The 24,649-nt window shown below is 60.6% G+C and carries 23 protein-coding genes; 7 read left to right on the forward strand and 16 right to left on the reverse strand.

Annotated features, from left to right (window positions below):
* Positions 1 to 85 precede the first annotated feature (85 nt).
* Positions 86 to 2,323: a TonB-dependent siderophore receptor gene (locus GIV26_RS01675; RefSeq protein ID WP_236279363.1), complete on the forward strand. Its 2,238-nt coding sequence runs from the start codon at positions 86 to 88 to the stop codon at positions 2,321 to 2,323.
* Positions 2,324 to 2,463: 140 nt separating this feature from the next.
* Complete coding sequence (locus GIV26_RS01680) at positions 2,464 to 2,676, forward strand: hypothetical protein (RefSeq protein ID WP_034127722.1); 213 nt, start codon at positions 2,464 to 2,466, stop codon at positions 2,674 to 2,676.
* Positions 2,677 to 2,777: 101 nt separating this feature from the next.
* On the opposite strand, the gene GIV26_RS01685 is transcribed toward GIV26_RS01680, so the two are convergent.
* The 6 genes from GIV26_RS01685 to GIV26_RS01710 form a co-directional block, all read right to left on the reverse strand.
* Positions 2,778 to 3,269, reverse strand: coding sequence for a GNAT family N-acetyltransferase (locus GIV26_RS01685; protein WP_236279364.1), 492 nt, complete (start codon positions 3,267 to 3,269; stop codon positions 2,778 to 2,780).
* 165 nt (positions 3,270 to 3,434) lie between these two features.
* Entirely contained in the window at positions 3,435 to 4,541 is a 1,107-nt protein-coding gene (zapE, locus tag GIV26_RS01690; protein ID WP_236279365.1) for a cell division protein ZapE, read from the reverse strand.
* A 503-nt stretch (positions 4,542 to 5,044) separates the two neighbouring features.
* Positions 5,045 to 6,496 (reverse strand): efflux transporter outer membrane subunit, encoded by a 1,452-nt coding sequence (locus GIV26_RS01695; RefSeq protein WP_032901662.1) that lies wholly within the window; start codon positions 6,494 to 6,496, stop codon positions 5,045 to 5,047.
* Entirely contained in the window at positions 6,493 to 9,669 is a 3,177-nt protein-coding gene (locus GIV26_RS01700; protein WP_034125681.1) for an efflux RND transporter permease subunit, read from the reverse strand. The genes GIV26_RS01695 and GIV26_RS01700 overlap by 4 nt, the downstream gene beginning before the upstream one ends.
* Positions 9,666 to 10,832, reverse strand: coding sequence for an efflux RND transporter periplasmic adaptor subunit (locus GIV26_RS01705; protein ID WP_236279366.1), 1,167 nt, complete (start codon positions 10,830 to 10,832; stop codon positions 9,666 to 9,668). Before GIV26_RS01705 ends, GIV26_RS01700 begins: the two co-directional genes overlap by 4 nt.
* A gap of 317 nt (positions 10,833 to 11,149) precedes the next feature.
* The gene (locus GIV26_RS01710) at positions 11,150 to 11,587 is read right to left on the reverse strand and encodes a DUF3995 domain-containing protein (protein WP_034125683.1); all 438 of its coding nucleotides are present in this window, start codon (positions 11,585 to 11,587) and stop codon (positions 11,150 to 11,152) included.
* 93 nt (positions 11,588 to 11,680) lie between these two features.
* Between GIV26_RS01710 and GIV26_RS01715 the strand changes: the two genes are divergently transcribed.
* Positions 11,681 to 12,070, forward strand: a complete 390-nt coding sequence (locus tag GIV26_RS01715) for a DUF2946 domain-containing protein (RefSeq protein WP_034125684.1) — start codon at positions 11,681 to 11,683, stop codon at positions 12,068 to 12,070.
* A gap of 91 nt (positions 12,071 to 12,161) precedes the next feature.
* Positions 12,162 to 14,288 carry a TonB-dependent receptor gene (locus tag GIV26_RS01720; RefSeq protein ID WP_236279367.1) on the forward strand — a complete coding sequence of 709 codons (2,127 nt, stop codon included), beginning with the start codon at positions 12,162 to 12,164 and terminating at the stop codon, positions 14,286 to 14,288.
* A 140-nt stretch (positions 14,289 to 14,428) separates the two neighbouring features.
* Here GIV26_RS01720 and GIV26_RS01725 read toward each other — a convergent pair whose 3' ends face one another.
* Together GIV26_RS01725 and GIV26_RS01730 are read right to left on the reverse strand one after the other, a co-directional pair.
* Positions 14,429 to 15,436 (reverse strand): ABC transporter substrate-binding protein, encoded by a 1,008-nt coding sequence (locus GIV26_RS01725; protein WP_236279368.1) that lies wholly within the window; start codon positions 15,434 to 15,436, stop codon positions 14,429 to 14,431.
* Positions 15,437 to 15,567: 131 nt separating this feature from the next.
* On the reverse strand, positions 15,568 to 16,017 hold the full coding sequence (locus GIV26_RS01730; RefSeq protein ID WP_052199932.1) for a hypothetical protein: 450 nt from the start codon (positions 16,015 to 16,017) through the stop codon (positions 15,568 to 15,570).
* Between the two features lie 394 nt (positions 16,018 to 16,411).
* Here GIV26_RS01730 and GIV26_RS01735 point away from each other — a divergent pair, with 394 nt between their 5' ends.
* The 3 genes from GIV26_RS01735 (at position 16,412) to GIV26_RS01745 (ending at position 17,339) form a co-directional block, all read left to right on the forward strand.
* Positions 16,412 to 16,687 (forward strand): hypothetical protein, encoded by a 276-nt coding sequence (locus GIV26_RS01735; protein WP_032872432.1) that lies wholly within the window; start codon positions 16,412 to 16,414, stop codon positions 16,685 to 16,687.
* Between the two features lie 110 nt (positions 16,688 to 16,797).
* The gene (locus tag GIV26_RS01740) at positions 16,798 to 17,028 is read left to right on the forward strand and encodes a hypothetical protein (RefSeq protein WP_034125688.1); all 231 of its coding nucleotides are present in this window, start codon (positions 16,798 to 16,800) and stop codon (positions 17,026 to 17,028) included.
* Between the two features lie 68 nt (positions 17,029 to 17,096).
* Complete coding sequence (locus GIV26_RS01745) at positions 17,097 to 17,339, forward strand: DUF2789 domain-containing protein (RefSeq protein WP_034125689.1); 243 nt, start codon at positions 17,097 to 17,099, stop codon at positions 17,337 to 17,339.
* Here GIV26_RS01745 and GIV26_RS01750 read toward each other — a convergent pair whose 3' ends face one another.
* The 8 genes from GIV26_RS01750 to GIV26_RS01785 form a co-directional block, all read right to left on the reverse strand.
* Positions 17,340 to 17,543, reverse strand: a complete 204-nt coding sequence (locus GIV26_RS01750; protein ID WP_034125690.1) for a hypothetical protein — start codon at positions 17,541 to 17,543, stop codon at positions 17,340 to 17,342.
* Between the two features lie 157 nt (positions 17,544 to 17,700).
* Positions 17,701 to 18,105 (reverse strand): TraR/DksA family transcriptional regulator, encoded by a 405-nt coding sequence (locus GIV26_RS01755; protein WP_003191666.1) that lies wholly within the window; start codon positions 18,103 to 18,105, stop codon positions 17,701 to 17,703.
* 390 nt (positions 18,106 to 18,495) lie between these two features.
* Positions 18,496 to 19,518 (reverse strand): ABC transporter permease, encoded by a 1,023-nt coding sequence (locus tag GIV26_RS01760; protein WP_003191668.1) that lies wholly within the window; start codon positions 19,516 to 19,518, stop codon positions 18,496 to 18,498.
* 26 nt (positions 19,519 to 19,544) lie between these two features.
* A complete protein-coding gene (locus tag GIV26_RS01765; RefSeq protein WP_034125691.1) occupies positions 19,545 to 21,098 on the reverse strand; it encodes a sugar ABC transporter ATP-binding protein in 1,554 nt (517 codons plus the stop codon).
* Positions 21,099 to 21,162: 64 nt separating this feature from the next.
* Positions 21,163 to 22,098 (reverse strand): sugar ABC transporter substrate-binding protein, encoded by a 936-nt coding sequence (locus tag GIV26_RS01770; protein WP_236279369.1) that lies wholly within the window; start codon positions 22,096 to 22,098, stop codon positions 21,163 to 21,165.
* A 49-nt stretch (positions 22,099 to 22,147) separates the two neighbouring features.
* Positions 22,148 to 22,324 carry a hypothetical protein gene (locus GIV26_RS01775; RefSeq protein ID WP_003191673.1) on the reverse strand — a complete coding sequence of 59 codons (177 nt, stop codon included), beginning with the start codon at positions 22,322 to 22,324 and terminating at the stop codon, positions 22,148 to 22,150.
* A 126-nt stretch (positions 22,325 to 22,450) separates the two neighbouring features.
* Positions 22,451 to 23,479, reverse strand: a complete 1,029-nt coding sequence (locus GIV26_RS01780; RefSeq protein WP_054897784.1) for a Gfo/Idh/MocA family protein — start codon at positions 23,477 to 23,479, stop codon at positions 22,451 to 22,453.
* A gap of 150 nt (positions 23,480 to 23,629) precedes the next feature.
* Positions 23,630 to 24,640 carry a Gfo/Idh/MocA family protein gene (locus GIV26_RS01785; RefSeq protein WP_072447792.1) on the reverse strand — a complete coding sequence of 337 codons (1,011 nt, stop codon included), beginning with the start codon at positions 24,638 to 24,640 and terminating at the stop codon, positions 23,630 to 23,632.
* Positions 24,641 to 24,649: the final 9 nt, after the last annotated feature.

Consider the following 24,649-nt stretch of genomic DNA (forward strand, 5'->3'; position numbering starts at 1 on the left):
GCCTAAAGTTCCGCAGTTCCTTTCGTCTTTGAACCAAGCCCTCCCCGCCTGGGGAGGTATCAAAGACGACAAGGAGTCTGCAGCGATGTTTGCGCCCTTCACCCGTTCCATGACCTTCACCCTCGGCCTGTTCAGCCTGGCGCTGAGCCCGGATTCGCGGGCCGACACCGACCCCGATACAGCCCCCGCCAAAGCCCTGGAACTGGGCGCGACCACTATCAGCGCCGACGGCCTGGGCGCCACCACCGAGCACACCGGCGCCTACACTACTGGCTCGATGAGCACCGCCACGCGGCTGAACCTCTCCGTCAAGGAAACCCCGCAATCGATCTCGGTGATCACACGCCAGCAGATGGACGACTTCAATCTCAATACCCTGACGGATGTGTTGCGCCAGACCACGGGCGTCAACGTTCAGCATTACGACTCCGATCGTGTCTACTACTCCGCCCGAGGCTATGGCATCAGCAACTTCCAGGTTGACGGGATGCTCAACACTTTCGGCTACATGAAGACCGACGCCGACACCATCATCTACGACCGCATCGAAGTAGTGCGCGGCGCGACGGGCCTGACCACGGGCGCAGGCGACCCTTCGGCCACCGTCAACATGGTGCGCAAGCGCCCTACCGCCCAGTGGCAGGCCAAGACCGGCATCAGTGGCGCCAGCCATGACAACTACTACAGCTACGTTGACGTGGGCGGCCCGCTGGCGTTCGACGGCAAACTGCGCGGGCGTAGCGTGCTGGCTTACCGCGACAGCAAGTCTTTTCGTGACAACTATGGGCTGCAGCGGGCGGTGGGCTACGGCATTCTCGAGGCTGACCTTTCCGACGATACCGTGCTGGCCGCAGGCTTTGATTACCAGGACAAACAGGTGCAAGGCACGTCTTGGGGCACCGTGCCCTACTGGAACAGCCAGGGCGGCAAGGCCAGGCTACCCCGCTCCACCAACATGGCGGCGCACTGGAGTTCCTGGCCGCTGACCGACAAGACCACCTTCGCCACCCTCGACCATCGGCTCGGCGGCGACTGGCACCTGAAGGCCGCCTATACCCATCGCCAGAGCGACACCGATGGCAAGGTGTATTACGGCGGCGCCGGTTTCCCCAACCCCGACCGCAGCGGCATGACGGCTTGGGCCAGCCATATGCGCGGCACTTCGCGCATGGAGGCCATCGACCTCAACCTGGCCGGCAGCTACACGCTGCTGGGCCGCGAACACGCGCTGATGATGGGCTATGGCGAAGCCGCACAACGGGATGTCTCGCCCTTCATGCGCAGCGACCTGCCAGCCAGCTACTACCCCATTCAGGACTGGAAGCACATGGGCGGCATCAGCAAGTTCACCGACCAGGTGACCGATCTGAAAGGCGAGCACAGCAAGAAACAACAGAAAGCCGGTTACCTGGCCACAAGGCTGAGCCTCACGGACCGCTTGCACGCCGTACTGGGCAGCCGTTACGGCAGTTGGGAGCTGGAAAGCGCAGAGCCCAAATACGATGCCAACGACCAACTGACCGCTTCGGGCAAAACCAGCCAGACCCACAATGATATGTGGACGCCCTACGCCGGCCTGCTCTACGACATCACGCCGCAGTACACCGTCTACGCCAGCTATACCGACATCTTCAAACCCCAGGACTACCGTGATGCCAACAAGAAGTACCTGGAGCCCGTGGTCGGCATTAACTACGAAGTGGGCCTCAAGGGCAGTGTGCTGAACGAGCGTTTGAACCTGGCCGCCGCGTACTTCTGGAGTACCCAGGACAACGTCGCCGAGCGGGATGACTCAGTCCCGCCCAACCCAGTCACGGGAGAGGAGTACTACAAATCCGGCGGCAAAGGTAACAAGGTCAACGGCTTCGAGCTGGAAGCCGCCGGTGAAATCACGCCGGACTGGAACCTGTCCGCCGGCTACACCTACACCCATTCGGTCAATGGCTCTGACAAACGCAACAACACCAGCCAACCCTTGAACCTGGTGAAGATCTCCAGCGCCTATCGCCTGCCGGGCGCCTGGCGCAAACTGACGGTGGGCGGCGCCGTGAACTGGCAGAGCGAAACCTACGACTTCAGCAACCGCCCGACCGGGCAGCGCAACAGCGAAGGCCGGCCAATAACCACCCGGGCGAAAATCACGCAACAGGGCTACACCGTGGTCAACCTGATGTCGCGCTACCAGTTCGACGAACAGGTTTCGGCGTCGGTCAACGTGAATAATCTCTTTGATAAGAAATATTACGAGCGCGTGGGTTTTTATAACGGGGTGTATTGGGGCGAGCCGCGTTCCGTCACGCTGGCGTTGGATTGGAAGTTATAGCCTCGCACATTGAAGTTAACAAAACTGTTAACTTCAACGGCATCTCCCGTTAATTCCCACTTAATAAGATAACGCCATAGTCGCCCCATGATCTGATCACGAAGCGACCAGACACCTATCACTTTAATGGGGATACCACTATGAAACTCTCGACCTTGATGCTGGCCAGCCTGATGACCCTGACCTCTGCCGCTGCCTTTGCTGAGGGCGGCGCAGAGCGCTCCAAGGAGTTCTACAACAACTTCAGCTTCATTCAGGAAAAAACCCACGGCAAGGCTGAGCAACAAGTTGCCAGCGCCGATGGCAAGTCGGTCAAGGCCGACACGGTTGAACAGGCGCAACCGAACAGCTGAGTTAATGCTTACTTAATCCGTAGCACCCTGCGCCATTCTGCTCCGTTGGCAAAGGTTTATTGGGCGCCATTTAATGGCGCCTTTTTTTTGCCGGTTATTTATTACAACGGTTTATTCCAGAACAACATCCGCCCATGGGCCGGATCAAACACTGAGTCGTCAAAACCAAACTTGCGGTACGCCGCCTGCGCCAGAGTATTGCCTTCCAGCACTTCGAGGGTAATCTTGCAGCAACCGCGCTGCCGGGCGATTTCCTCGACCTTTTGCAGCATCTTCTGGCTCAACCCCAACCCCCGAAGCTGCTCTTTCACCACCACATCATGGACATTGACCAAGGGCCGGCAGGCGAAGGTCGAAAAGCCCTCGAAACAATTGACCAATCCCGCTGGCTCCCCCCCGACGAACGCCAGCACACTGAACGCGTGTGGGCGCTTGGCCAGTTCGGCTGGCAACTGCTGCAAGAGATCGGCTGGCAGGCTGTGGCCGCCGCCCATCGGATCTTCAGCGTAATGGTTGAGCAACAGGCCAATGGCGTCGGCGTGCACGGCGTTGGTATAGCTGGCTTGCAGCACCAGGATGTCTGGGGTGTCCATTTCCTTCCTCGATAGCGACAACCAGGGAATCGTTTCCCTTTGAGAGCTGCGATTGTAAGCGTGGAGTCGGCAGTAGATGAAGGAGATAAGCGACAAATCGCTGACAGAAAATGCGAAGGTTGCGCGCATCAAAGCGTGCAAAGAGCTTTGGAGCGGCGATTTTTCCTAGGTGGCGAAGCGTTCCAACTGCATCTCTTGCAGACGGCTCAGCGTGCGGCGGAAAGGAAACTCCAGGTAGCCTTCGGTGTACAGGCTGTGCAACGGCACCTCGGCGTCGATAAAGAGTGGCACTTTGCGGTCGTAGCATTCGTCCACTAACGCGATAAAACGCCGTACGCTGTCGTCATGCACCGACAACTGTGGCAACTCTCGATCCCCGGCTACTACGCGCTCGGCGCTGTCCTCAGTGCCACGCGCAATCCGGCCCGGGCGTTTCTGTGCACTGAGGTTGGGGACGTTTCCTAGCAGGATGGCGTGGAAGCGATCACATAACAGCATGAAATCCATCGCGGCCAGGGGCTGCTCACACAGGTCGGCATAGCGACACCAAAGCACGGTGTCACTGGCCTGCACCGTCATGATGGTGCGGTACCCTACGCTTACCACCCCGCTGGTCACGGTTTGGCCTTGGCTCAACTGTCGGAACACCGCCGCCAGTGCCTCGGGCTGATTCACCCAATAGCGCTGCATGCCCACGCCGGGATGCAAGCGATGATCTTCGCCACCGTCCACGGCCACCACCTGCATATGCTGCTTGATCGCGTCGATACCCGGCAGGAAACGCTCACGGTTGAAGCCACCGGCATACAACTGGTCGGGCGGCTGGTTGGACGTGCACACCATCACCACACCCTCTTCGAACATCACTTGGAACAGGCGGCCGAGAATGATCGCGTCACCGATATCATTTACAAACAGCTCATCGAAGCACAGCACACGCACCGCCTGGCTCAGCTCCCTGGCCAACGCCTGCAAGGGGTCCTGGGTCCCCGTGAGCTGGAATAAGCGCTGGTGCACCCACGCCATGAAGTGGTGAAAATGCTGGCGCCGCGCAGGCACGCGCAAGCTTTGGTAGAACTGGTCCATCAACCAGGTCTTGCCACGCCCCACCGGCCCCCAGAGGTAAACGCCGGCAATCGACGAACGCCCTTGATGCAAGGCCTCGTGACAGGCTTGCAAGGCTTGTACCGCCCGGCGCTGGGCGTCGTCGGCGACGAAACCTGGTTGGGCGATGGCATGTTGATAAGCGGCGAGAGGCGAGTCGAAAGTCATGCTTGCCAGTATGACGGACGCAGAGCTGTCCAGGCGCGAAATCTTGCCTGCCAACGGTAACCACGATGCGAAGCGAGCCGCTCTTGATCTGCTTTTGATCTTAAGCGCCCCGTTAAACCACGCTGGCCGGAATTCGACAGGGATTTGGGGGGTAAACCGGCAGGGATGCCGGTTTAGCCGCCCCGCGCCATGGATGGCGCGTGGCGGCGGCCCCCCAAATCACTGGCGGATTACGGGCACACCGAGCCTAAGCGAGGTGCCGAGTGGTGGGGCAAGAGCCTTTTGCTTACTTTTGGGCTCTTTTCAAAAGTGAGCCGCCGTCAGGGCGGAACCCTAAGTGGGCGTTACCGCAGGAATGGATATGTACGCAATCCAGCTGTGTTGACTGCCAGGCCGCCTTCGCGAGCAAGCCAGCTCCCACAGTTGGATCGTTGGGGTGTCGGGTAGATAGGCGTCGGCTGGCGGGCCGCCTTCGCAGGCAAGCCAGCTCCCACAGGTCCACGTTAGCGCAACACCGTGGCCCCCTTGCACGCCTGCCCCGCCCTCTCACAGATCTCCCACCCACCACCCAGCGCCTTATAGATCCCCACCACCGCCAAGCGCTGTTCCGTGCGCGCCGCCGTCAACGCCCGGCGGCTGGTGAAGTCCGCGCGCTCGGCCTCAAGCACATCCAGGTACACGCCCTCGCCTTGCGCAAACCGCTCGCGCGCAAAGCTGGCTGCCTCACGGTTGGCGGCCGCCTCCAACAGCCGCAAGCCCAGGGCGTTGCCGGCCGTACGGTTGGCCTGGAACGCATCATCGGTTTCCTGCAGGGCCCGCAACACGGTCTGGTCATAAGCGATCAATGCCGCCTGGGTGCGTGCCTCGCTGGCGGCAATCCGCGCTCGTACGCGCCCGGTGTCCAGCAGTGACCAGCGAATCACCGGCGCGATAAAGTTCGACTGCATGCCCGCATCGCCCAGGGCGCTGAGACTTCCGGCCAGCAAACCGATGGAACCCTGCACCTGGATATCCGGATACAAGCCAGCGGTTTCCACGCCAATCTGCGCGGTCGCAGCCGCCAGCGTGCGTTCGGCCGCGGCAATATCGGCACGGCGCGCCAGCAAGCCGGCCGGGTCTCCCACCTGCAACGTGCGCAGGTTCAAGGTTTCACGCCCAGGCCGGGCCAGCGGTGGCTTGAACCCCTGGGGCGCTTGCCCCAGCAGCACCGCCAGCGCGTTGGTTGACTTGGCGCGACGTCGCTCCAGGTCAGGCGCTACCGCCTCGACATTACGCAACAAGGCCTCGGCACGCAGCCGGTCGAATTCGGTGGCGGCGCCGACGCTGACCATCTGCCCCACCAGGCCCAGGCTGTCGCGCTGGCTCTGGCTGATATCCGCGACCACCGCCTGTTCGGCTTCGATCCCTTGTAGCTCGAACCAGGTTGCCGCGACCGTCGCCGCGACGCTCGCTTGCACGCTGCGCAGCAACGCCTGACGCGACCCCGCCTGGGCCTGGGCCGCCTCCACCGAGCGACGCACGCGCCCAAACAAGTCGATTTCCCAGGCTGCATCCACCGCCGCACGGGTGGTTTCAATAGAGCGCTGCTCGCCGAAGGGAGTCTCGACCTCGCTGCGCTGGCGGTGCTCGTAGCCCAGGGCGGCGCCGCCGCTGGGCAGGAAGCCTTGGCGGCTTTCGCGCAACAGCGCCTTGGCTTCGTCCAGGCGTGCGGCGGCGATGCCGATGTCGTGGTTGGCCGCCAGTGCCTGTTGGATCAATTGGCTCAATGCCGGCTCGTCGAACACTTGCCACCACTGCACTTCGACCTCGCCCGGACCAAGCCCGGCGATGGGCGCGCCGAAGCTCGTCGCCCGCTGCGCAGCGGGCAGCACTGGCGCGGAATAATCCGGCCCCACCGAGCCACAACCGGCCAGCAGGGTCAACGACAACAGAAAAGCTGGATACGCCTGTTTCATGATGCGCTCTCCTTTAGCTGCACCGTCGGACTCGCCCCCTGACGCTGCACGCGCAGCGCCAGGCTGCGCATCACCACATAGAAAACGGGCGTCAGGAACAGACCGAACAGCGTCACGCCCAACATCCCGGCAAACACCGCAACCCCCATGGCATGGCGCATCTCGGCCCCGGCGCCACTGGCAAACACCAACGGGACTACGCCTGCGATAAACGCCAGGGACGTCATTAAAATAGGGCGCAGGCGCAATTGGCAGGCGTGGATCACCGCTTCCAATGGGCTGGCGCCTTCGGCTTCAAGGCTGCGGGCAAACTCGACGATCAGGATGGCGTTCTTCGCAGCCAGGCCCACCAGCACCACCAACCCGATCTGCACGAACACGTTGTTGTCGCCCTCCACCAGCCACACGCCGAGGATTGCGCTGAGCAGGCACATGGGCACGATCAGCAACACCGCCAACGGCAGCAGCCAACTGTTGTACTGCGCGGCAAGGATCAGATAAGCCAGCAGCACACACAGCGGGAAAATAAACAGGGCCGATGACCCGGCGAGCTTTTGCTGGTAGGTCAGGTCTGTCCATTCATAGGTCACGCCCTCGGGCAGTACCTCCTGGGCCAGGCGCTCCATGAGCGCAACCGCCTGCCCGGAGCTGACCCCTGGCATCGCGCCGCCAGAGATATCCGCCGAGGGATAGCCGTTGTAGTGAATCACCCGGTCAGGCCCGGAGCTCGGCGTGACCGTGACAAACGCTGATAACGGCAGCATGTCCCCGGCGGCATTGCGCACCTGCAGGCGGCCAATGGCTTCGGCCTGCATGCGATGGTCCGCGTCGGCCTGGGCCGTGACTTTGTAGGTGCGGCCAAACCGGTTGAAGTCGTTGACGTACAGCGACCCCAGATAGACCTGCAGCGACTCGAACACATCCGCCAGGCGCACGCCCTGGCTCTTGACCTGGGTGCGGTCGATGTCGACATTCAGTTGCGGCGCATTGACGTCCAGGCTGGTCATCAGCCCGGCTACCTGACCTGACTCAGTGGCTTTGGTCATCAGTACCTGGGTCTGCTGCACCAGCGCCTCCAGCCCGACGCCGCCACGGTCCTCGACCTGCAGCTTGAAGCCCCCGGTTACCCCGAGCCCCGGCACCGGTGGCGGCGGGAACACGCCGAGGAAGCCGTCGGGGATGCTCGCAAACTTGGCCTGCAGACGCCCGGCGATGGCGACCGCCGCCATATCCGGCGAGGTGCGCTCTTTGAACGGATCAAGCATGACGAACATCACCGCCGCATTCGGAACGTTGACGAAGCCGTTGACCGACAGTCCCGGGAACGCCACGACACTCTCGACCCCCGGCTCATCCAGGGCGATTTTCGACATTTGCCGCACCACCGCATCGGTACGCTCCAACGAGGCCGCGTTCGGCAGTTGGGCGATACCGACCAGGTAGTACTTGTCTTGCATCGGCACGAAGCCGGCCGGTACCGCGTTGAAGCCGAACCAGGTCAATGCGAGCAAACCGCCGTAAGCCAACAGCGCTACGCCACGACGGCCGACGACCTTGCGCACAGTGTTGCCATAGGCTTGCGGCGCACGCTGGAACGGCCGGCCCAGTACCTCCAACAGCCGTGCGGCACGACCACGCAGGCTGCGCGGGTCATGCACCACAGCGGCATGCCGTGGCCGCAGCAACAGGCCGGCCAGCGCCGGGCTGAGGGTCAACGAGTTGACCGCCGAGAGGATGGTGGAAATCGCGATGGTCAGCGCAAACTGCCGATAGAACTCGCCTTGCAGGCCACTGAGAAACGCGGTGGGAATGAACACGGCCGCCAGCACCGAGGTGATCGCAATGATAGGGCCGGTGACCTCGCTCATCGCCCGTCGCGCAGCCTGCATCGGCTCCTCGCCGTTCTCGATATGCCGCTCGACGTTCTCCACCACCACGATTGCATCGTCGACCACGATGCCGATCGACAACACCAGGCCGAACAGCGACAACGTATTGAGGGAGAAGCCCATCAGGTGCATGACCGCAAAGGTGCCGATGATCGATACCGGCACGGCCATCAAGGGAATCAGCGACGCGCGCCAATTGCGCAGGAACACCACCACCACGATCACCACCAGCAGGATCGCTTCCATCAGCGTGATGGCCACCGACTCCAGTGAAGCGCGCACAAACACGGTGGGGTCATAGGCAATCCGCGACACCAACCCCTCGGGGAAGTTGGTTTGCAGACGCTGCATGGTATCGCGCACCGACTGCGCCACATCCAGCGCGTTCGCCCCCGGGCTCTGGATGATTTGCAAGGCCACCGCAGGTTCGCCGTCCAACAGGCTGCGCAGCGCGTAGGCATCGGCGCCCATCTCGATACGGGCCACATCACGCAGGCGCGTGACCTGGCCGTTATCGCCGGTGCGGATGATGATGTCGCCAAACTGCTCTTCATCCGTCAGGCGCCCGAGGGTATTGACCGTGACTTGGAAGGCCGCAGTGGAATCCGGTGCCTGGCCGACCGAGCCGGCCGCCACTTGCACGTTCTGCTCGCGCACGGCGGTGATGACATCGCCGGCGGTCAAGCCACGGGCGGCGATCAGGTCCGGGTCGAGCCACAGGCGCATGCTGTATTCACCCGCGCCCCACACCAGCACATCGTTGATCCCCGGCAGGCGCGACAACTCATCGCGCACCTGCAGGTAGGCATAGTTGGAGATGTAGAGCGGGTCATAACGTTGGTCGGGGGACAGCAGGTGGACCACCATGAGGATGTCCGGCGAGGTTTTCTGCGTGACCACGCCCAGGCGCTGCACTTCTTCGGGCAAGCGCGGCAAAGCCCGCGACACACGGTTCTGCACCTGGATCTGGGCCATGTCCGCATTGGTGCCCTGGGCGAACGTTGCGGTCAGGATCATGCGGCCATCGGTGGCCGACTGCGAGGTCATGTAAAGCATGCCCTCAACCCCGGTGATTACCTGTTCCAGCGGCGCCGCCACCGTCTCGGCAATCACCTGCGGGTTGGCCCCCGGATACGACGCCGTCACTTGCACCGTGGGCGGCGTGACGGCGGGATATTCGCTCAACGGTAGATGGAAGAAGGCCACGATGCCGCCGATCATCATCAACACCGACAGGACAATGGCGAAGATCGGTCGGTCAATGAAAAAGCGTGGGAAGCTCATTGCACGCCCCCCACCGCCAGCGGTGCTTCAAGCGGCTTGCCCTCGATGCTGGCAGCCAGTGGTGTTACCTGCATGCCGGGGCGCACCAGGCCTTTGACGACAATGCGCTCGCCCGGTTGCAGGCCCTGTTCGATGACCCGCAGGCCGTCGACCACCGGGCCCAGTTCCACCGGGCGGTACTCGGTCTTGTCGCCCTCACCGACAACCAGCACATAACGGCGGCCCTGGTCGGTGCCGATGGAATGGTCGGCAATCAACACCCGGGGTTGCGCCGAGCCGGTATCCAGCTTGACCTTGGCGAACAGCCCCGGCGTCAAGCGCCCATCCGGGTTCTCCACCACCGCACGCACGCGCACCGTGCCGGTCTTGCGGTCAGCCGAGTTGGCCAGAAAATCCACGCGACCGGCCCGTGCATAGGTGGTGTCGTTGAGCATCGCCACCATGACCTTGGCGGCTTGTTCGCCCTTGGACCCGGCGTGTTGCCGCGTCGCTGCCAACGAATGCAGGTAGGTGCGTTCATCCACATCGAAATACACATGCAAGGGGTCGATGGAGACAATCGTGGTCAGGGGTGTTTCCCCGCGGGTCACATAGTTGCCTTCCGTCACCAATGCGCGGTCGATGCGCCCGCTGATAGGCGCGGTGACGCGGGTGTAACTCAGGTCAAGTTGGGCTGTATCCAACGCAGCCCTGGCGGCCTCCACCTGCGCTCTGCCGGCGTTCAACGAAGCAACGGCGGTGTCGAGACGATCACGTGCCACCACCTTCTTGGCATATAACTGCTCGGCACGGCCATGCTCGGCCTGGGCCAGCAACGCATTGGCCTCGGCCTCGCGCAGACGTGCCTTGGCTGCGTTCACTGCCGCCTGGAACATACGCGGATCGATCACAAACAGTGGACTGCCCTTGGCCACGAACTGCCCTTCGGGCACGCTGACACTTTGCAGATAGCCACTGACTCGCGGGCGCAATTGAACCTGGTCGATGGCGGTCAACGAACCGGTGTACTCCACAAACGGCGTCACCGCACGCGCCACCACCTGGGCGACCGGCACGCCGGGTGGCTTGGCTGCTGCAGCTGGCGTCGCATTGTCCGAGCATCCGCCGAGCATCAATGCTACGGCCAACGCCCCGGTAATGAGGCTTACTGGTTTGGTGCACATCGTTCACCCTCCTTGGAATTTTCAAGACAAACCGACACGTGGGGTTTTTATCCGGCTTGCCATACTGGGAAGGTCAAGCGCTATAAAACCGGGGGGTGTGTTTTTGTCTGGGAAATACTTGGAGGTGAATCAAATGGCGGCCACAGGGGCTTGGTGGCGCTCGGGCTTACCTGTCGAGCGTGGTTGAAGGTGGGAGCTGGCTTGCCTGCGAAGGGATCAACCCGGTTTGGCTGGTAGACCGAGGTGTCTGCATCGCAGGCAAGCCAGCCCCCACATTTGGATTGCGCGGTGTCAGCCAGGTATCTGTGGGCTCAGGCTCAGCTCCACGCCACCACCAGCAAGCCGGCGCCCAACACCAGGCACAACGGCGAATAGAAATAGGTATCCAGGCGAGCAAACCTCGACCCGCCGACTTTCTTGAAAAACCCCACCAGCTCCGAATCCCCAATCGCCCGGGCAAACATCAGCACGGCAATCGCGCTGATACCCCACTGCAACGCCCCGTGGGACACCGGCGAGAAATACAGCCCGGCGCGCAGACACACGAGCAAGGCAATCGCCACCAGCCCCATCGCCACCAGAAAAGTACCCAGCGCCGACGGCTTGAACGCCGGTCGCGGCCCGCTGGCAAACTCTCCGGGCAGTTGCGGGATAGCGGCCAGGCTGCCGAGCTTGCCACCCGCAGCCCAATACAGGTGCACCATGCTGATGAAGGTAAATACCCCGACGATCCACCGCGCAATCACAAAGCTCATGGTCGGCGCTCCACAAAAATGTGCGAATGAGGATAGCCGCCCTGAGTTTTTTTGCAGGCATTTCGTCGGTCGCTGATGATAAAGTGCCGCCCCATGAAACTCGCCCGTGCCGACCGCTCACTCATTGCCTGGACGCTCTACTGCTGCGTCCTGTTCAATGTGTTCGCCTGCAGCATTGGTCATGGGCAGATGGTGGGGATGCAGCTCAACGGCATCAGCGGCCAGTTCTGTACGGTGGACCCACGTACCCAGGCGCCCCTGCCCAGCAATTCTACGGATGAGAGCCTGCCAACGCTGTCGAAGGCGTTTGGTTGCCCGCTGTGTTCTACCGGCGGCATGGGCCCGGCGCTCAACTCCCACCTGAATGTGGCAGTCCTGCCGCAACCCCATGCGCCACCCGCAGCGGTGGTGCTCGCCGCCGACATTCCCGCCCGCTTCACCTGGCCTGCGGCTAATCCGCGCGCGCCACCTGCCTTCGCCTGATCCCTGCGCGTTCTGATCTGCACCGCTTCGTTTCCGTAAGGAGTACGGGGAGCAGTGCGTTGTTTTCGAGCCAAGTTTTCAGGATTCAACCATGAAACATTTACCCCTGTTGGCGGGCCTGTTCGGCTGCCTGCCTGTTTGCGCCTCGGCCCTTGAGTTGGCGCCAACCACCATTGACGGCGAGCAAAGTGCCGAGCCTGGGCTGGCCCTGGACCAATCCAGCGGCATGGCCTCGCGCCTGGGCCTGAGCGTGCGGGAAACCCCGGCGTCGGTGGCCATTGCTAACCGCAACGATATCGAGCGCCACGGCGCCAAGACCTTCCGCGATGCGGCCAATACCCTGCCCGGCGTCAACGCCAGCGCGCCGCCTGGGTTTGGCGGGTTTGTCTCGTACCGAGGGTTTACCAGCAGCCAGATCACCCAGATGTTCAACGGCATCAATGTCGCCACGGGCCTGGCGCGACCGGTGGATGCGTGGATCTATGACCGCGTCGAACTGGTAGGCGGCCCCTCCTCCCTGATCAACGGCGCAGGCTCAGTGGGTGGCTCGCTGAACTACGTGACCAAGCTGGCAAGCCGCGAGGAACAGGCCATCGAGGGCCAACTGAGCTATGGCAGTTACGACACCGCCGGTATGGCGTTCGGCCTCAACCATGCGCTGACCGAACCCGGCACCGAGGTGCAGCACTACGCCCGCCTGGATGTGAGCCGCAACACCAATCACAGCTACATCGACCGCGACCAGCGCGATGCCTGGAGCGTGGCGTTTTCCCTGCTCAGCGACCTCACCCCGAACCTGTCCCACACCCTGGCGCTGGAGTATCAGGACGAGCATGAAGACAGCCCGTATTGGGGCACGCCGGTACTCAACCCCAAGGCCGGTGAGCTGAAGATCGACAAGCACAACCGCTTCAATAACTACAACGTTGCCGACGGCCGTTATGAGCAACGTACGATCTGGGCACGCTCGATCATCGACTACCGGATCAACGACAGCACCACACTGAAAAACACCCTCTATCACCTCGACAGCCAGCGCGACTACCGCAACCTGGAGACCTACCAATACAACGCCGACAACAGCGCGGTGAACCGCTCGACGGCCTATCAGGTGCGGCATCAGGGCGAGCAGGACGGCAACCAGTTCGAACTGCGCCATGACACGAGCGTCTTCGGCCTCGCCACCACCTGGTCCGGCGGTTTTGAGTACAAGATCAACAGCACCACTAACAGCCCGTTGAACGTGCCGGGCAAAAGTACCGTAGACCCAAACCACTACGACCCGGGGCACTTCTATGATATTCCCGGTACCCGGCCAGGTTTCGTCAAGGACAAGACCAATCAGGTGACGACCAAGGCACTGTTCGTGGAAAACCGTCTGGGACTGACGGATAAGCTCTCGCTGCTGACCGGCCTGCGCTATGACGCCATTGATCTGGACGTGACCAACCATCGTATGATCACCGCCACCAACCCGCGACACTTCAAGCGCAGTTGGGAGCCGGTAACGGGCCGGGTGGGCCTGACCTATCAGTTCATCCCCTCCGCCAACGTCTATGTGCAATACAGCACCGCCGTCGAACAGCCCAACACCACTACCCAGGTGTTCGACGTGTCCACCGGCAAGCAATGGGAAATCGGCAGCAAGTTCGATTACCTGGAAGGCCGCGGTTCCGCCACGGTCGCCGCGTACAAGATCGAGCGCAAGGACTTCGCCGTCACCGACCCGCTGGACCCGACCAGCAGCATCCCGGTGGGCGCGCAGTCGTCCAAGGGCATCGAACTGGCCAGTTCGTTGCGCATCACGCCGAGGCTATTGGCCGAAGGCAACTTCGCCTGGGTGGACGCGCAGTACGATGAGTTCAACGAGAAAATCGCCAGCGGCGCCGTGGTGTCGCGCAAGGGCAATACGCCAACCAACGTGCCCAAGCGCGTGGGCAACCTGTGGTTGACCTATGACTTTGCCGAGAATTGGCAAGGCGGGGTGGATGCGCGTTATGTCGCTCAGGTGTATGCGGACAATGCCAACACCCAGACCGTACCGGCCTATACGCTGTTCGGCACCTTCCTGCGCTATAAGGTGGATGCGCATACCTCGGTAACCGGGCGCGTACGTAACCTGACTAACGAGGTGTATGCCGAGTTTGCCCATGTGTCGCCGGCGTACTATCTGGGATCACCGAGGACCTTTGAGCTGGCCGTACAGACCAAATTCTAAAGCTTGAATACAGTCACATGTGGGAGCTGGCTTGCCTGCGATAGCGGTGGGCCAGCTTCAAAAAGTGTTGTCTGACACTCAGTCATCGCAGGCAAGCCAGCTCCCACATCTTGATCTTCACTCGATACAAAGACCGCCGGTTACTTGAGGCTCGCCTCGACCTTCTGCGCCACATCTTCCGTCAACCAGGCCTTCCACACCTGCGGATGTTCCTTGAGAAACGCCTGGGCCACCTCCCGAGGCGGCGTGTGGTGCTCGCTCATCGTCGCCAAGGCTTTGTTAAGCGGCTCGATGGGAAACTCGACCTTCTCGAAGAACTGGGCAATCTGTGGATGTTCCTGCTGGAACGGCGTCGACACGCCAATGCTCAGCTTGGAAGCCAATGAGCGTGTCGGCTTCGGGTTCGGATTGTCTGCGTCAGTCAGGGTCTTCCACGCATCTGCATCAAATGGCGGTTCTTCCAGCTGGATCAATTTATAGCGCCCCATCAACGGGGTCGGCGACCAGTAATAGAACAGCACGGGCTTGCCCCGGCGAATCGAAGAGGCAATCTCCGCATCCAGCGCCGCCCCCGAACCGCTGCGGAAGTTCACATAGCTGTCGTCCAGGCCATAAGCCTTGAGCTTCTGTTTGTTGACCACTTCGGAGGTCCAGCCAATGGGGCTGTTCAGAAAACGCCCCTTGCCCGGAGATTCAGGGTCCTTGAACACGTCCTTGTAGCGCGCCAGGTCCTGCACGCTTTTGAGGTCTGGAGCCAGGGGTTTTAGCCCTTTGGAGGGGTCACCCTTGATCACGTATTCCGGCACCCACCAGCCTTCGGTCGCACCTTTGACGATATCGCCCAGGCCCGCCACCTTGCCTTCGGCTTCAGCCTTGACCCATACCGGGCTGCGGCCTGCCCATTCCTCGCCGATCACCTGGATGTCATTCTTGGCCAGGGCGGTTTCCAGGGTAATAGTGGTACCAGGCAAGGTGTCGGTGGGCAGGTCATAGCCCTTCTCGACGATAAAACGCAGTACTTCAGTGATCAGGCTGCCGCTTTCCCAGTTCAGGTCGGCAAAATGCACCGGTGCCTGGGCAGCCGATACCGGCAATGACAGACTCAGGGTCGTCAGGCCCGCCGCCAGCAGTGACTTCAATCCTTTCATGCCTGTGCACCTCGCGTTTTCGCAGTCATGGCGAACGGCTTTGCTGCGAATGCGCGAAGCCTCTGAATAGTTAAGTCAACTCAACTGTAGTAGAGGTTCCAAAAGACAAAGATGCACAGCGTATTTATCGCCTACTCGCTGGCCTTGAAGGTCACCAGTTCACCCTTGCGCCATTTGGCGGCTTTGCCAGTCACGGCCTTCAGGGTCTTGGTCAACCCTTCCTGCAATTGCTCATGGGCGGCGAATACCAGCATCACACTGTGGCCTTCCTTGAACACAATACCCTGGCCTTCGTTCGACGACACAAAGGCATAGTCGCCGAGGCCGTAGACGGTCAACTTGATATCGCGAAACCTCAATTCGAACTTGCCACCTTCGCGGCTGGGCAATACCGCTGCGCGAAAATGGTCACCTACTTTGAGTTCCAGACGTGGCTTGTCGTCCACGACCAGCGCCGTTTCGGTATCGATTTCGGCGATATAAATACCTTCCGGCGTCTGTTCAGTGACGTAGACAAACCGAGATTGAAACTGTTTGACCAACTTTGCGCGCAAATCACCCAGCACGAATAACGCGTGCATATCCAGATTACTGACTGCCAAGGAAACGCCCCCACATCAAAAAAGCACTGGCCGCCAAAGCGAACAGCACAAAAAATGGCCGTTACGACACGATACAGAGTCATTAAAAAACTGAAGAGAACTCGTAAGGCTAGTACAAACCTCAACGGCGGACCTCATGGGAAGTCAACCGCGATACAGCAAATCACAGGTTCAACGACCCGAGAATACGGGTCTGCCGACTTCAGAGAATAACCCAGTTAAAAATGCAGTTTTCCGACACCCCAACACAAAAAAACATCTGGGCATGGAACCAGTCACGAACTACCGACGACAATACTAGAACAGCAACCAGGGTGAAAACCACCCGAAACAACGCAGACAAGCTAACCGGATCGATCGACAGGAGCTGAGCATGCAACGACGTCAACACGACGCTACGTCTTTCCACACTCGTTCACCATGTCCCGACGAACAGCAATACTACTGCCTGCTGAACCTGAATGGGTACTCCAATTCGGTGCTTTACCAAGTTGTACCCGCAGGAAAGAACTTTTTTCATATTCTTGAAGTGCCCAGCGGCAAGATCAAGGGGTTTCGCAGCGATCACATCAAAGCCTGCGAACTGGCCAAGTCCCTTGAAGCCAAGCTATACGCCTCAGGCGGCGGAATCGTTTCGTCGCCTGGATGACTTTACCGCGCCACTGCCCCTCAACAACTGCCATACTGGCCTGTCCATGGAAGTTTGCCCCCCGCGGGTCAGGTTTCATCAACGCAGTTACCTTGAAGGGAAAGCCATACGTGACGGAATTTGATATTGGCGAATTTATTATCCACGGCGATGCGAGGGAAGTAGACGGTGAGTTTCAAGCGGTCATCATCATGCGAGCCAAACCACCGCTGAACAAGGTCACCGCGCACCAGGTGGAGAAAGACCGCTGGTTCAAAACCGCCGACGCAGCGGCCGTGGCTGGCAAAGAGGCGGCCAAGGCACTGAAAACCGCCGTGGATTGCGGCGCGCTCAATACCTGACAATCCGATAGAACTCTGGCGTGCCCTGCCCCTCACATGCATGACGATAAGCCCGCATGGAGAACGCTATGGACACCACCACCCCAACTCTTGAAACCCTGTTCGAACAACTGGGGCTGGATTCCAGCCAGGAAGCCATCGAACGTTTTACCGCCGAACATCGACTGCCCGATGATGTAAAACTCATCGACGCGCCATTCTGGAGCGAACAGCAGGCGAACTTCCTCAGGGAACAATTGCAGGTCGACGCAGAATGGGCTCCCGCAGTGGATGACCTCAATGCGCTGCTGCATGAGCCTCCCCGCGCTTGATCAATGCAGGCTGTCTGACGCTTCCCTGCGCAATAGCGCTTGCCAGGCAGCCTGGCATTCCTGCGCCTCGTCCCGGCTGGCGAATGCAGTGCCGCGCTGCTCACCGTTGAGCAACACCACCCAGCAAGCTCGCTGGCCCAGGGCACGCAGGGTTTGGGGTACGCCACTGCCGATCATTACGGCCACATCGACTTTGTTTTGCATGGAGCTTCTCCGCAGCATTAGTTAGCTGGCTAACAATGTTGGCCATGCTACGGCTTTATTCCAGTTGGAAAAAGCTATCCACGGAATAGCTTCATTGCATAAACAGCAACAATGCCGATCCAGGGCGGCCAGCTAGAGAGCCGCCCCCTTCACCGCATCAGGCTTGACGCTGGTGCTTGTCGATCTGCTCGTGGCGCTCTTGCGCTTCGATGCAGTACTTGGTGGTAGGACTGATCAGCAGGCGCTTGAGGCCGATAGGCTCGCCGCTGTCGTCACACCAGCCAAAGGAATCTTCCTTGATGCGTTCCAGAGCACGCTCAAGTTGCGGCAGCATGCGCTGGTCGCGGTCAATGGCGTTTACCAGCCAGGTGCGCTCTTCTTCGACAGAAGCCGCGTCAGCCGGGTCGGCCGGGGTGTCCAGGCTCTCAATGGCGATACGGTTCTGCTCAATGCGCTCGTGGTGCTCCACCTTCATGTCTTGCAGCAACTTCTCGAAAAAAGCGTGCTGTTCGGCATTCATGTAGTCATCCGCCGGCATGGCCAGCAACTTTTCCTTTGTCATTGATTTCTCTATAAAAAATACGTGCATTAAGGCGAATTAGGGAGCGTTCCGGCCGACCTGTGCAGGTCTCGGAAGGGCGCCATCCATTCCAAGCGCCACCCGGCACTCAATTTACGAGGGGCGGCAGTCTAAGGCCGACTTGAGGGCGCAGCAACTGAAAAGACAGGCATTTTTTCCCGATCAACCCCCAAAAGCACCAGGACGGGCTTGGCGAACGGTCATCGGAGTGCGTTTATAGCAAGAAATTCAGTGTTGTGGAGCTATATAGAAGACAAACGGTTGTAGGAGCGAGCTTGCTCGCGAAGCACTCAAGGACACCGCGCTCAATCAGATAGCCCGCGTTATCTTTGCAGCTTTCGCGAGCAAGCTCGCTCCTACAGGGTTAGGTACTCAGCGCTTGAGCTTGCGCTTGTTGCGGTATTGATCGATCACCACCGCCACCACGATGATCAGGCCCTTGATGATGTCCTGGATATACGCATCCACCCCGACAAAGGTAAACCCGCTGGCCATGACGCCGAGGATCAGCGCGCCGATCACCGTGCCGGTGATGCGCCCTACTCCACCGGCCAGGCTGGTACCGCCGATCACTGCGGCGGCAATCGCGTCCAGCTCGTAAGACATGCCCATGCCGGCCTGCCCCGTCGCTGCACGTGCCGAGGCCACCACGCCGGCCAGGCCCGCCAGGAGACCGGCGATGCTATAGACGATGATCAGGTGACGCTTGACGTTGATCCCCGAAGTGCGCGCCGCTTGCATGTTGCCGCCGATGGCATAGGTGTACTTGCCATACTTGGTGTAACGCAGGGCAATGTGGAAGATCACCGCCACCACCAGGAAGATAATCACCGGCATCGCGCCATGGCCGATCGCCGTGTAGGAGTCCGAGAGCATGCTCACCGGCTGACCTTCGGTGTAATAGCGCGCCAGGCCACGGGCCGAGACCATCATGCCCAGGGTTGCGATAAACGGCGGAATGCCGGTGACCGCAATAATGCTCCCGTTGATCGCGCCCGCTAAAAGCCCCACGCCCAAACCCATCGCCACCGGGATCCACACCGGCAAGTCGGTGAGGGACGGAAACACCGCCCGGGAAAAGTCGGAGGTCTGCGCCAGGCTGGCGGCGATCATCGCTGACAAGGCCAGCACCGAGCCGGACGACAAGTCGATGCCCGTGGTGATGATCACCTGGGTCACACCGATGGCCAGCAGGCCGATGATCGACACCTGCAGAATCATCAGCACCAGGCGCTGGGAGTTCATCAGAAAGCTCTGGTCGCGCACGATCCAGCCAAACAGTTCAAACACCAGGCCGATACCGATCAGCACCAGGAAGATACTCAGCTCGGTGGGCATGCGTCGACGGTTCTTGACCGGTGCGGTTGCCGGCTTGTTGTCTGTTATTGCGTTCATAACCCATCACCTTCTTATTCTGTAGATCAGTGGACTGCGGTCATCCCGGAAGCCAACTGCATGACTTTTTCCTGGGTCGCCTCGGCGCGATCCAGGGTGCCCATCAGTTCACCTTCGTGCATTACCATCACCCGGTCGCTCATGCCGAGCACTTCGGGCAGTTCGGAAGAAATCATGATCACCGCCATGCCCTCGCTGGCGAGGAAGGCGATCAAGCGATAGATCTCAGCCTTGGCGCCCACATCGATACCACGCGTCGGCTCATCGAGGATCAGCAAGCGTGGGTTGGTCATCAGCCAGCGCGCCAGCAAGGCCTTTTGCTGGTTGCCACCGGACAAGGTGTCGATGCATTGCTCCAGGGACGGGGTTTTCACCCGCAGTTTCTTGCACATGTCTTCACACAGGGCACGCAAGGCTTTCTGCTGGATAAAACCGTTGCCCGAATAGTGCGGCAGCACCGCCATCTCCATGTTCTCCAGCACTGACAGGCACGGGAACAGGCCGCTGAGCTTGCGGTCCTCGGTCAACAGCGCAAAGCCTTTCTCAATGGCCATATGCGGGTCGGTAATGCGCACCGCCTTGCCGTCCAGGGTGATTTGCCCGCTGGAACTTGGGGTGATGCCAAAAATGGTTTCCGCCACATTGGTGCGCCCGGAGCCCATCAGCCCGGCGATACCGAGGATCTCCCCGGCGTGCAGGTCGAACGATACGTCCTTGAACACGCCGTCCAGGCTCAGGTCGCGCACCGACAGCAGCAGCTCGCCAATAGGCGTTTCGCGCACCGGAAACAGCTGGCTCAGTTCACGCCCGACCATCATCGAGATGAGGCTGTCGCTGTTCATGCTGTCGGCCCGTTGCAAGCCGATGTATTGGCCGTCGCGGAACACCGCCACTTCATCGGCGATGGCGAACACTTCGTTCATCTTGTGGGTGATATAGACGATGCCTTTGCCCTGGGACTTGAGGTCGGCAATGATCGAAAACAGGTGGGCCACTTCCTTGTCGGTAATGGCCGAGGTGGGTTCATCCATGATCAGGATGTCGGAGTCATAGGACACTGCCTTGGCAATCTCGACCATCTGCCGTTCGGCAATGCTCAGGTTGCCGACCTGTTCTTCCGGGTCGAGGTTGATGCGCAGGCGCGCCAGCAACTCGGCGGTGCAACGGTGCATTTCGCGGTGGTTGACCATGTGCAGGCTGTTGAGCTGTTCGCGGCCGATCCAGATGTTCTCGGCGATGCTCATATGGGGCATCAGGTTGAGTTCCTGGTGGATCATCGCGATCCCGGCCTTTTGCGCGGCCAGCGGCGTTTCAAAGGTGATCGGCTTGCCACGCAGGCGAATTTCGCCGGCGTCGGGCTGGTAGATGCCGGCGATGATCTTCATCAGCGTCGACTTGCCCGCACCGTTCTCGCCCATCAACGCCAGCACCGTGCCGGGGCGCACCCGCAGTTGCACATCGTCCAGGGCCACGACACCGGGAAAGCCTTTGCTGATGTTGAGGATTTCCAGCAGGTAGGGTTCGTCCAGCGCCAGCGCCGGGTGGGCGGCGGGCTGAGACGTGGCGGCTTGAGCAAGCATAGGGAGGTACTCCATCTGCAGGGCGGCCGTGACCGCCCTGCCAGCTTTTGTTGTTATGTCGGGGCTACTTGAAGTCTTTGACGTTGTCCGGGGTGATCAACTGGAACGGGATCACCACGTTCTGCTCGACCGGCTCCTTCTTGGCCATCTTGCGCGCTGCCTCTACCGAACCTACCGCCTGGCCCTTGGCGTCCTGGAAGGCCGACACGGTCATGTCGCCCTTGGTGATCGCGTTCAAGCCATCGGGCGTGCCGTCGACACCGGCAATCAATACGCTGCCTTTTTCCTTGCCGGCCGATCTCAGGGCCATGGATGCACCGATCGCCATCTCATCGTTGTTGGCCAGCACCGCATTGAACTCCCGGCCCTGGGTCAGCCAGTCGTTGACCAGGGTCATGCCCCTGTCACGCAACCAAATGCCGGTTTGCTCCTGCTCGATCTTGATGTCCGGGTACTTGGCCAGCACTTCCTTCACGCCCTTGGTGCGGTTGGTGGTGGAGTTGTTCGCCAGGTCGCCCAAAAGAATCACGATCTTGCCCTTGCCGCCGAGCTTTTCGGCGATGTACTGCATTTGCAGGCGGCCGGCCTCGACGTCATCGGAGGTCACGGCCACCACGTCCTTGGGCAGGTCTTTCTGGTCGGGGCGGCGGTTGACGAACACCAGCGGGATACCCGCCTTTGTGGCGGCACTGATGATGTTCTTGGTCGACGCGGTATCGACCGGGTTGACGATAATCGCGTCGACCTTCTGGCTGATGAAGTTCTCGACCTGGCTCAACTGCTTGACCACATCGGCGCGGGCATCTTCGAACTGCAGTTGCACGCCATCGCCTTTTGGATAGGACTTGGCTTGCTTGTCCATGTCCTCGCGCAGGTAAGTGAGGAAGGTGTCATCGAACGCGGACATCGTCACGCCCACCTTGAGATCGGCGGCGCCGGCCACACCACTGGCCAGTAGCATGGACAAGGCCAGGGCGGTAAAACGGGTCGGGGTCTTCATGAACGGTCTGTCTCCACTTTCTTGTTGGTTTTTTTCGACGTTGCGTTGATCAGGACTCGGCTGTCAGTCGCACCACCGGCGCACCTGGAATGCAGCACACCAGCGCGCCCTGGTTTTCGACGCACAGCACATTCAGGAAGGAGAAGTAGAACGGCCGGGCGCGGGGCAGTCCGCGTGGCGCTTGGAGGGGGCGTAAAACTCGCAGTACAGCGTTGAAGATTTTCATCTGACGGTACCTGGTTGTTTTTGATCTTGTTTTTGTTGAGTCGCCCGTAGGTTCCGGGACGTACTTTATGCAACCTGGAAAAGACTGTATTAGAAAATAATTTCCATATCAACCTGTTTTAGAATTTTATTCTATTTTCGTCGAAACCACCTGCTGACGCTCGGCACTCAGGCGCGCGGCGTCCAATATACGGGTGGTTTCCAGGGCGTCATAGGCATTGACCGGCAGCGGTCCCTGCCCCACCACGGCCGCTTGCAACTGCCGATAGAATTGGGGCCAGCAGCCCTTCTCCGACGGCACCCGCTCACGCTCCGGCCCTTGCTCAAACCAGCCCCAGCGTCGATGCTCCTCGGCGCCCCAGTGTTCACCTTCGGTTTTCGGTGACTTGCCGGCCAGCAGCGCTTCTTCCTGGCCATCCAATCCGTCGACGGTGTAGCAGCCCAGGCTGCCACTGACGCGAAATCGCGGCGCCTGGCTGTTCTGCAACGCGTTGCCCCACAGGTGCGAAATCACGCCATTGGCATGGGTGAGGGAGACAAAGAAGCCGTGGTCCACCGTGGGATGTTCTGGTGTGTAGTGCAATTGAGCGAACACCCGCTCCACCGGGCCGAACAGTTGCAACGCCTGGTCCACCAGATGGCTGCCCAGGTCACGCAGCCATCCTCCACCGCTGGCATTGCCCACGGCCTGCGGACTGTAACGTTCCACACGGGATTCAAAGCGGGTGATGGTGCCCAGGGCGCCAGCGTCGATCAGTTTGCGCAGGGTCAGGTAATCCGAATCCCAGCGCCGATTCTGATAAACACTGAGCAACGAGCCCTGACGTTCGGCAGCGGTAATCAGGGCCTGGGCTTGTTCGGCGTTGGCGGCAAAGGGTTTATCGCTGACCACCGCCACCCCGTGCTCGATGGCTTCCAGCACCAGGGCCGGGCGACCTTTGAGGGTGGTGGAAATCACCAGGGCATCGACGCCGGCTTCGACGATCTGGCCGATGGAGTCGAAGGCTTTGACACCCGGAAGGTCAGTACTCAGTTGCTTGCGACGTTCGGGTGAACGCGTCACCACGCCGACAAAGGTGGCGCCAGGCAGGGTGGCGATCAACGGCGCATGAAAAAAGCGTCCGCCGTGGCCGTAGCCCACTAGTCCGATTCGCATGTTCAACTCCAGAATTGATTTGGAAACCCAATCAACTGTGGGAGCTGGCTTGCCTGCGATAGCAGTGAGTCAGGCAATCAATCTGTCACTGATAGACCGCTATCGCAGGCAAGCCAGCTCCCACAGTGTCAACCACTTTTCTGCAGTGAGTTAGCCGTAGAAGCGCGGGCGATCCGGCAGGCTGACTTTCACAATCTGCCCACTGCCCTGGGCTTCAATACACGCATCCGCCGCCACCGCCGCCGCAAACCCATCCCAGGCCGACGGCCCGCCAACCTGCCCGGCCAGCACGCTGTCGATAAACGCCTGCAACTCCACGTCATAGGCACCGATAAACCTATCCTTCCAATCCATCAGGATCGCGTTGGAAAGCTTCGCGTCGCTGCGCAGTTGCACCTGAGATGGTTCCGGCAACCTGGCGATGCCGCTCTCCCCCACCACTTCGCACTGGATGTCGTAGCCGTATTGGCAGTTCACAAACACTTCCACGTCGATACGCGTGCCTTTGGCAGTTTCCAGCAGCACGATCTGCGGGTCGCGCAGGTGCGCCAGCGCCTTGCTGGTCTTGCGCGGGAACACCACCTGCACGGACACGTAGTCGTCGTTGAGCAGCCAACGCAGCACGTCCAACTCATGGATCAGGGTGTCGGTGATCGCCATGCCGGTGTTGTAGTTCTCGCCCACCGTGGGGTTACGGTGCGCGCAGTGCAGCATTAACGGCTCGCCAATCTGGCCGCTGTCGATCACAGACTTGAGGGCACGATAGCCTTGGTCGTACGGGCGCATGAAACCCACCTGGACCAGGCGCTTACCGTGTGCCACTTCGGCCTCGACAATGTTGCGGCAGCCCTCGGCCGTCACCGCCAGCGGCTTTTCACAGAACACCGGTTTGCCGGCAGCAATCGCGGCCAGCACAAACTCTTCGTGGCTCGGCCCCCAGGACGTCACCAGTACCGCTTCGACCTCTGGCGCGTTGATCAACGCATGGCCGTCCGGGTACACCTCGGCGTCCAACTTCAAGTCGGCCACCACCTGGGCCGCCTGCTCAAGGTTGATGTCGGTGACGGCCACCACCTGGCTGTTGAGCAAGGCCTGGCTGCAACGACGAATATGGTCCCGGCCAATGGCGCCCGTACCAATCACTCCAAGTTTCAAAGACATGCAAACACT

Origin of the sequence: Pseudomonas sp. PA-1-3F (assembly GCF_021609665.1) — a bacterium.
GTDB lineage: Bacteria > Pseudomonadota > Gammaproteobacteria > Pseudomonadales > Pseudomonadaceae > Aquipseudomonas > Aquipseudomonas paracarnis.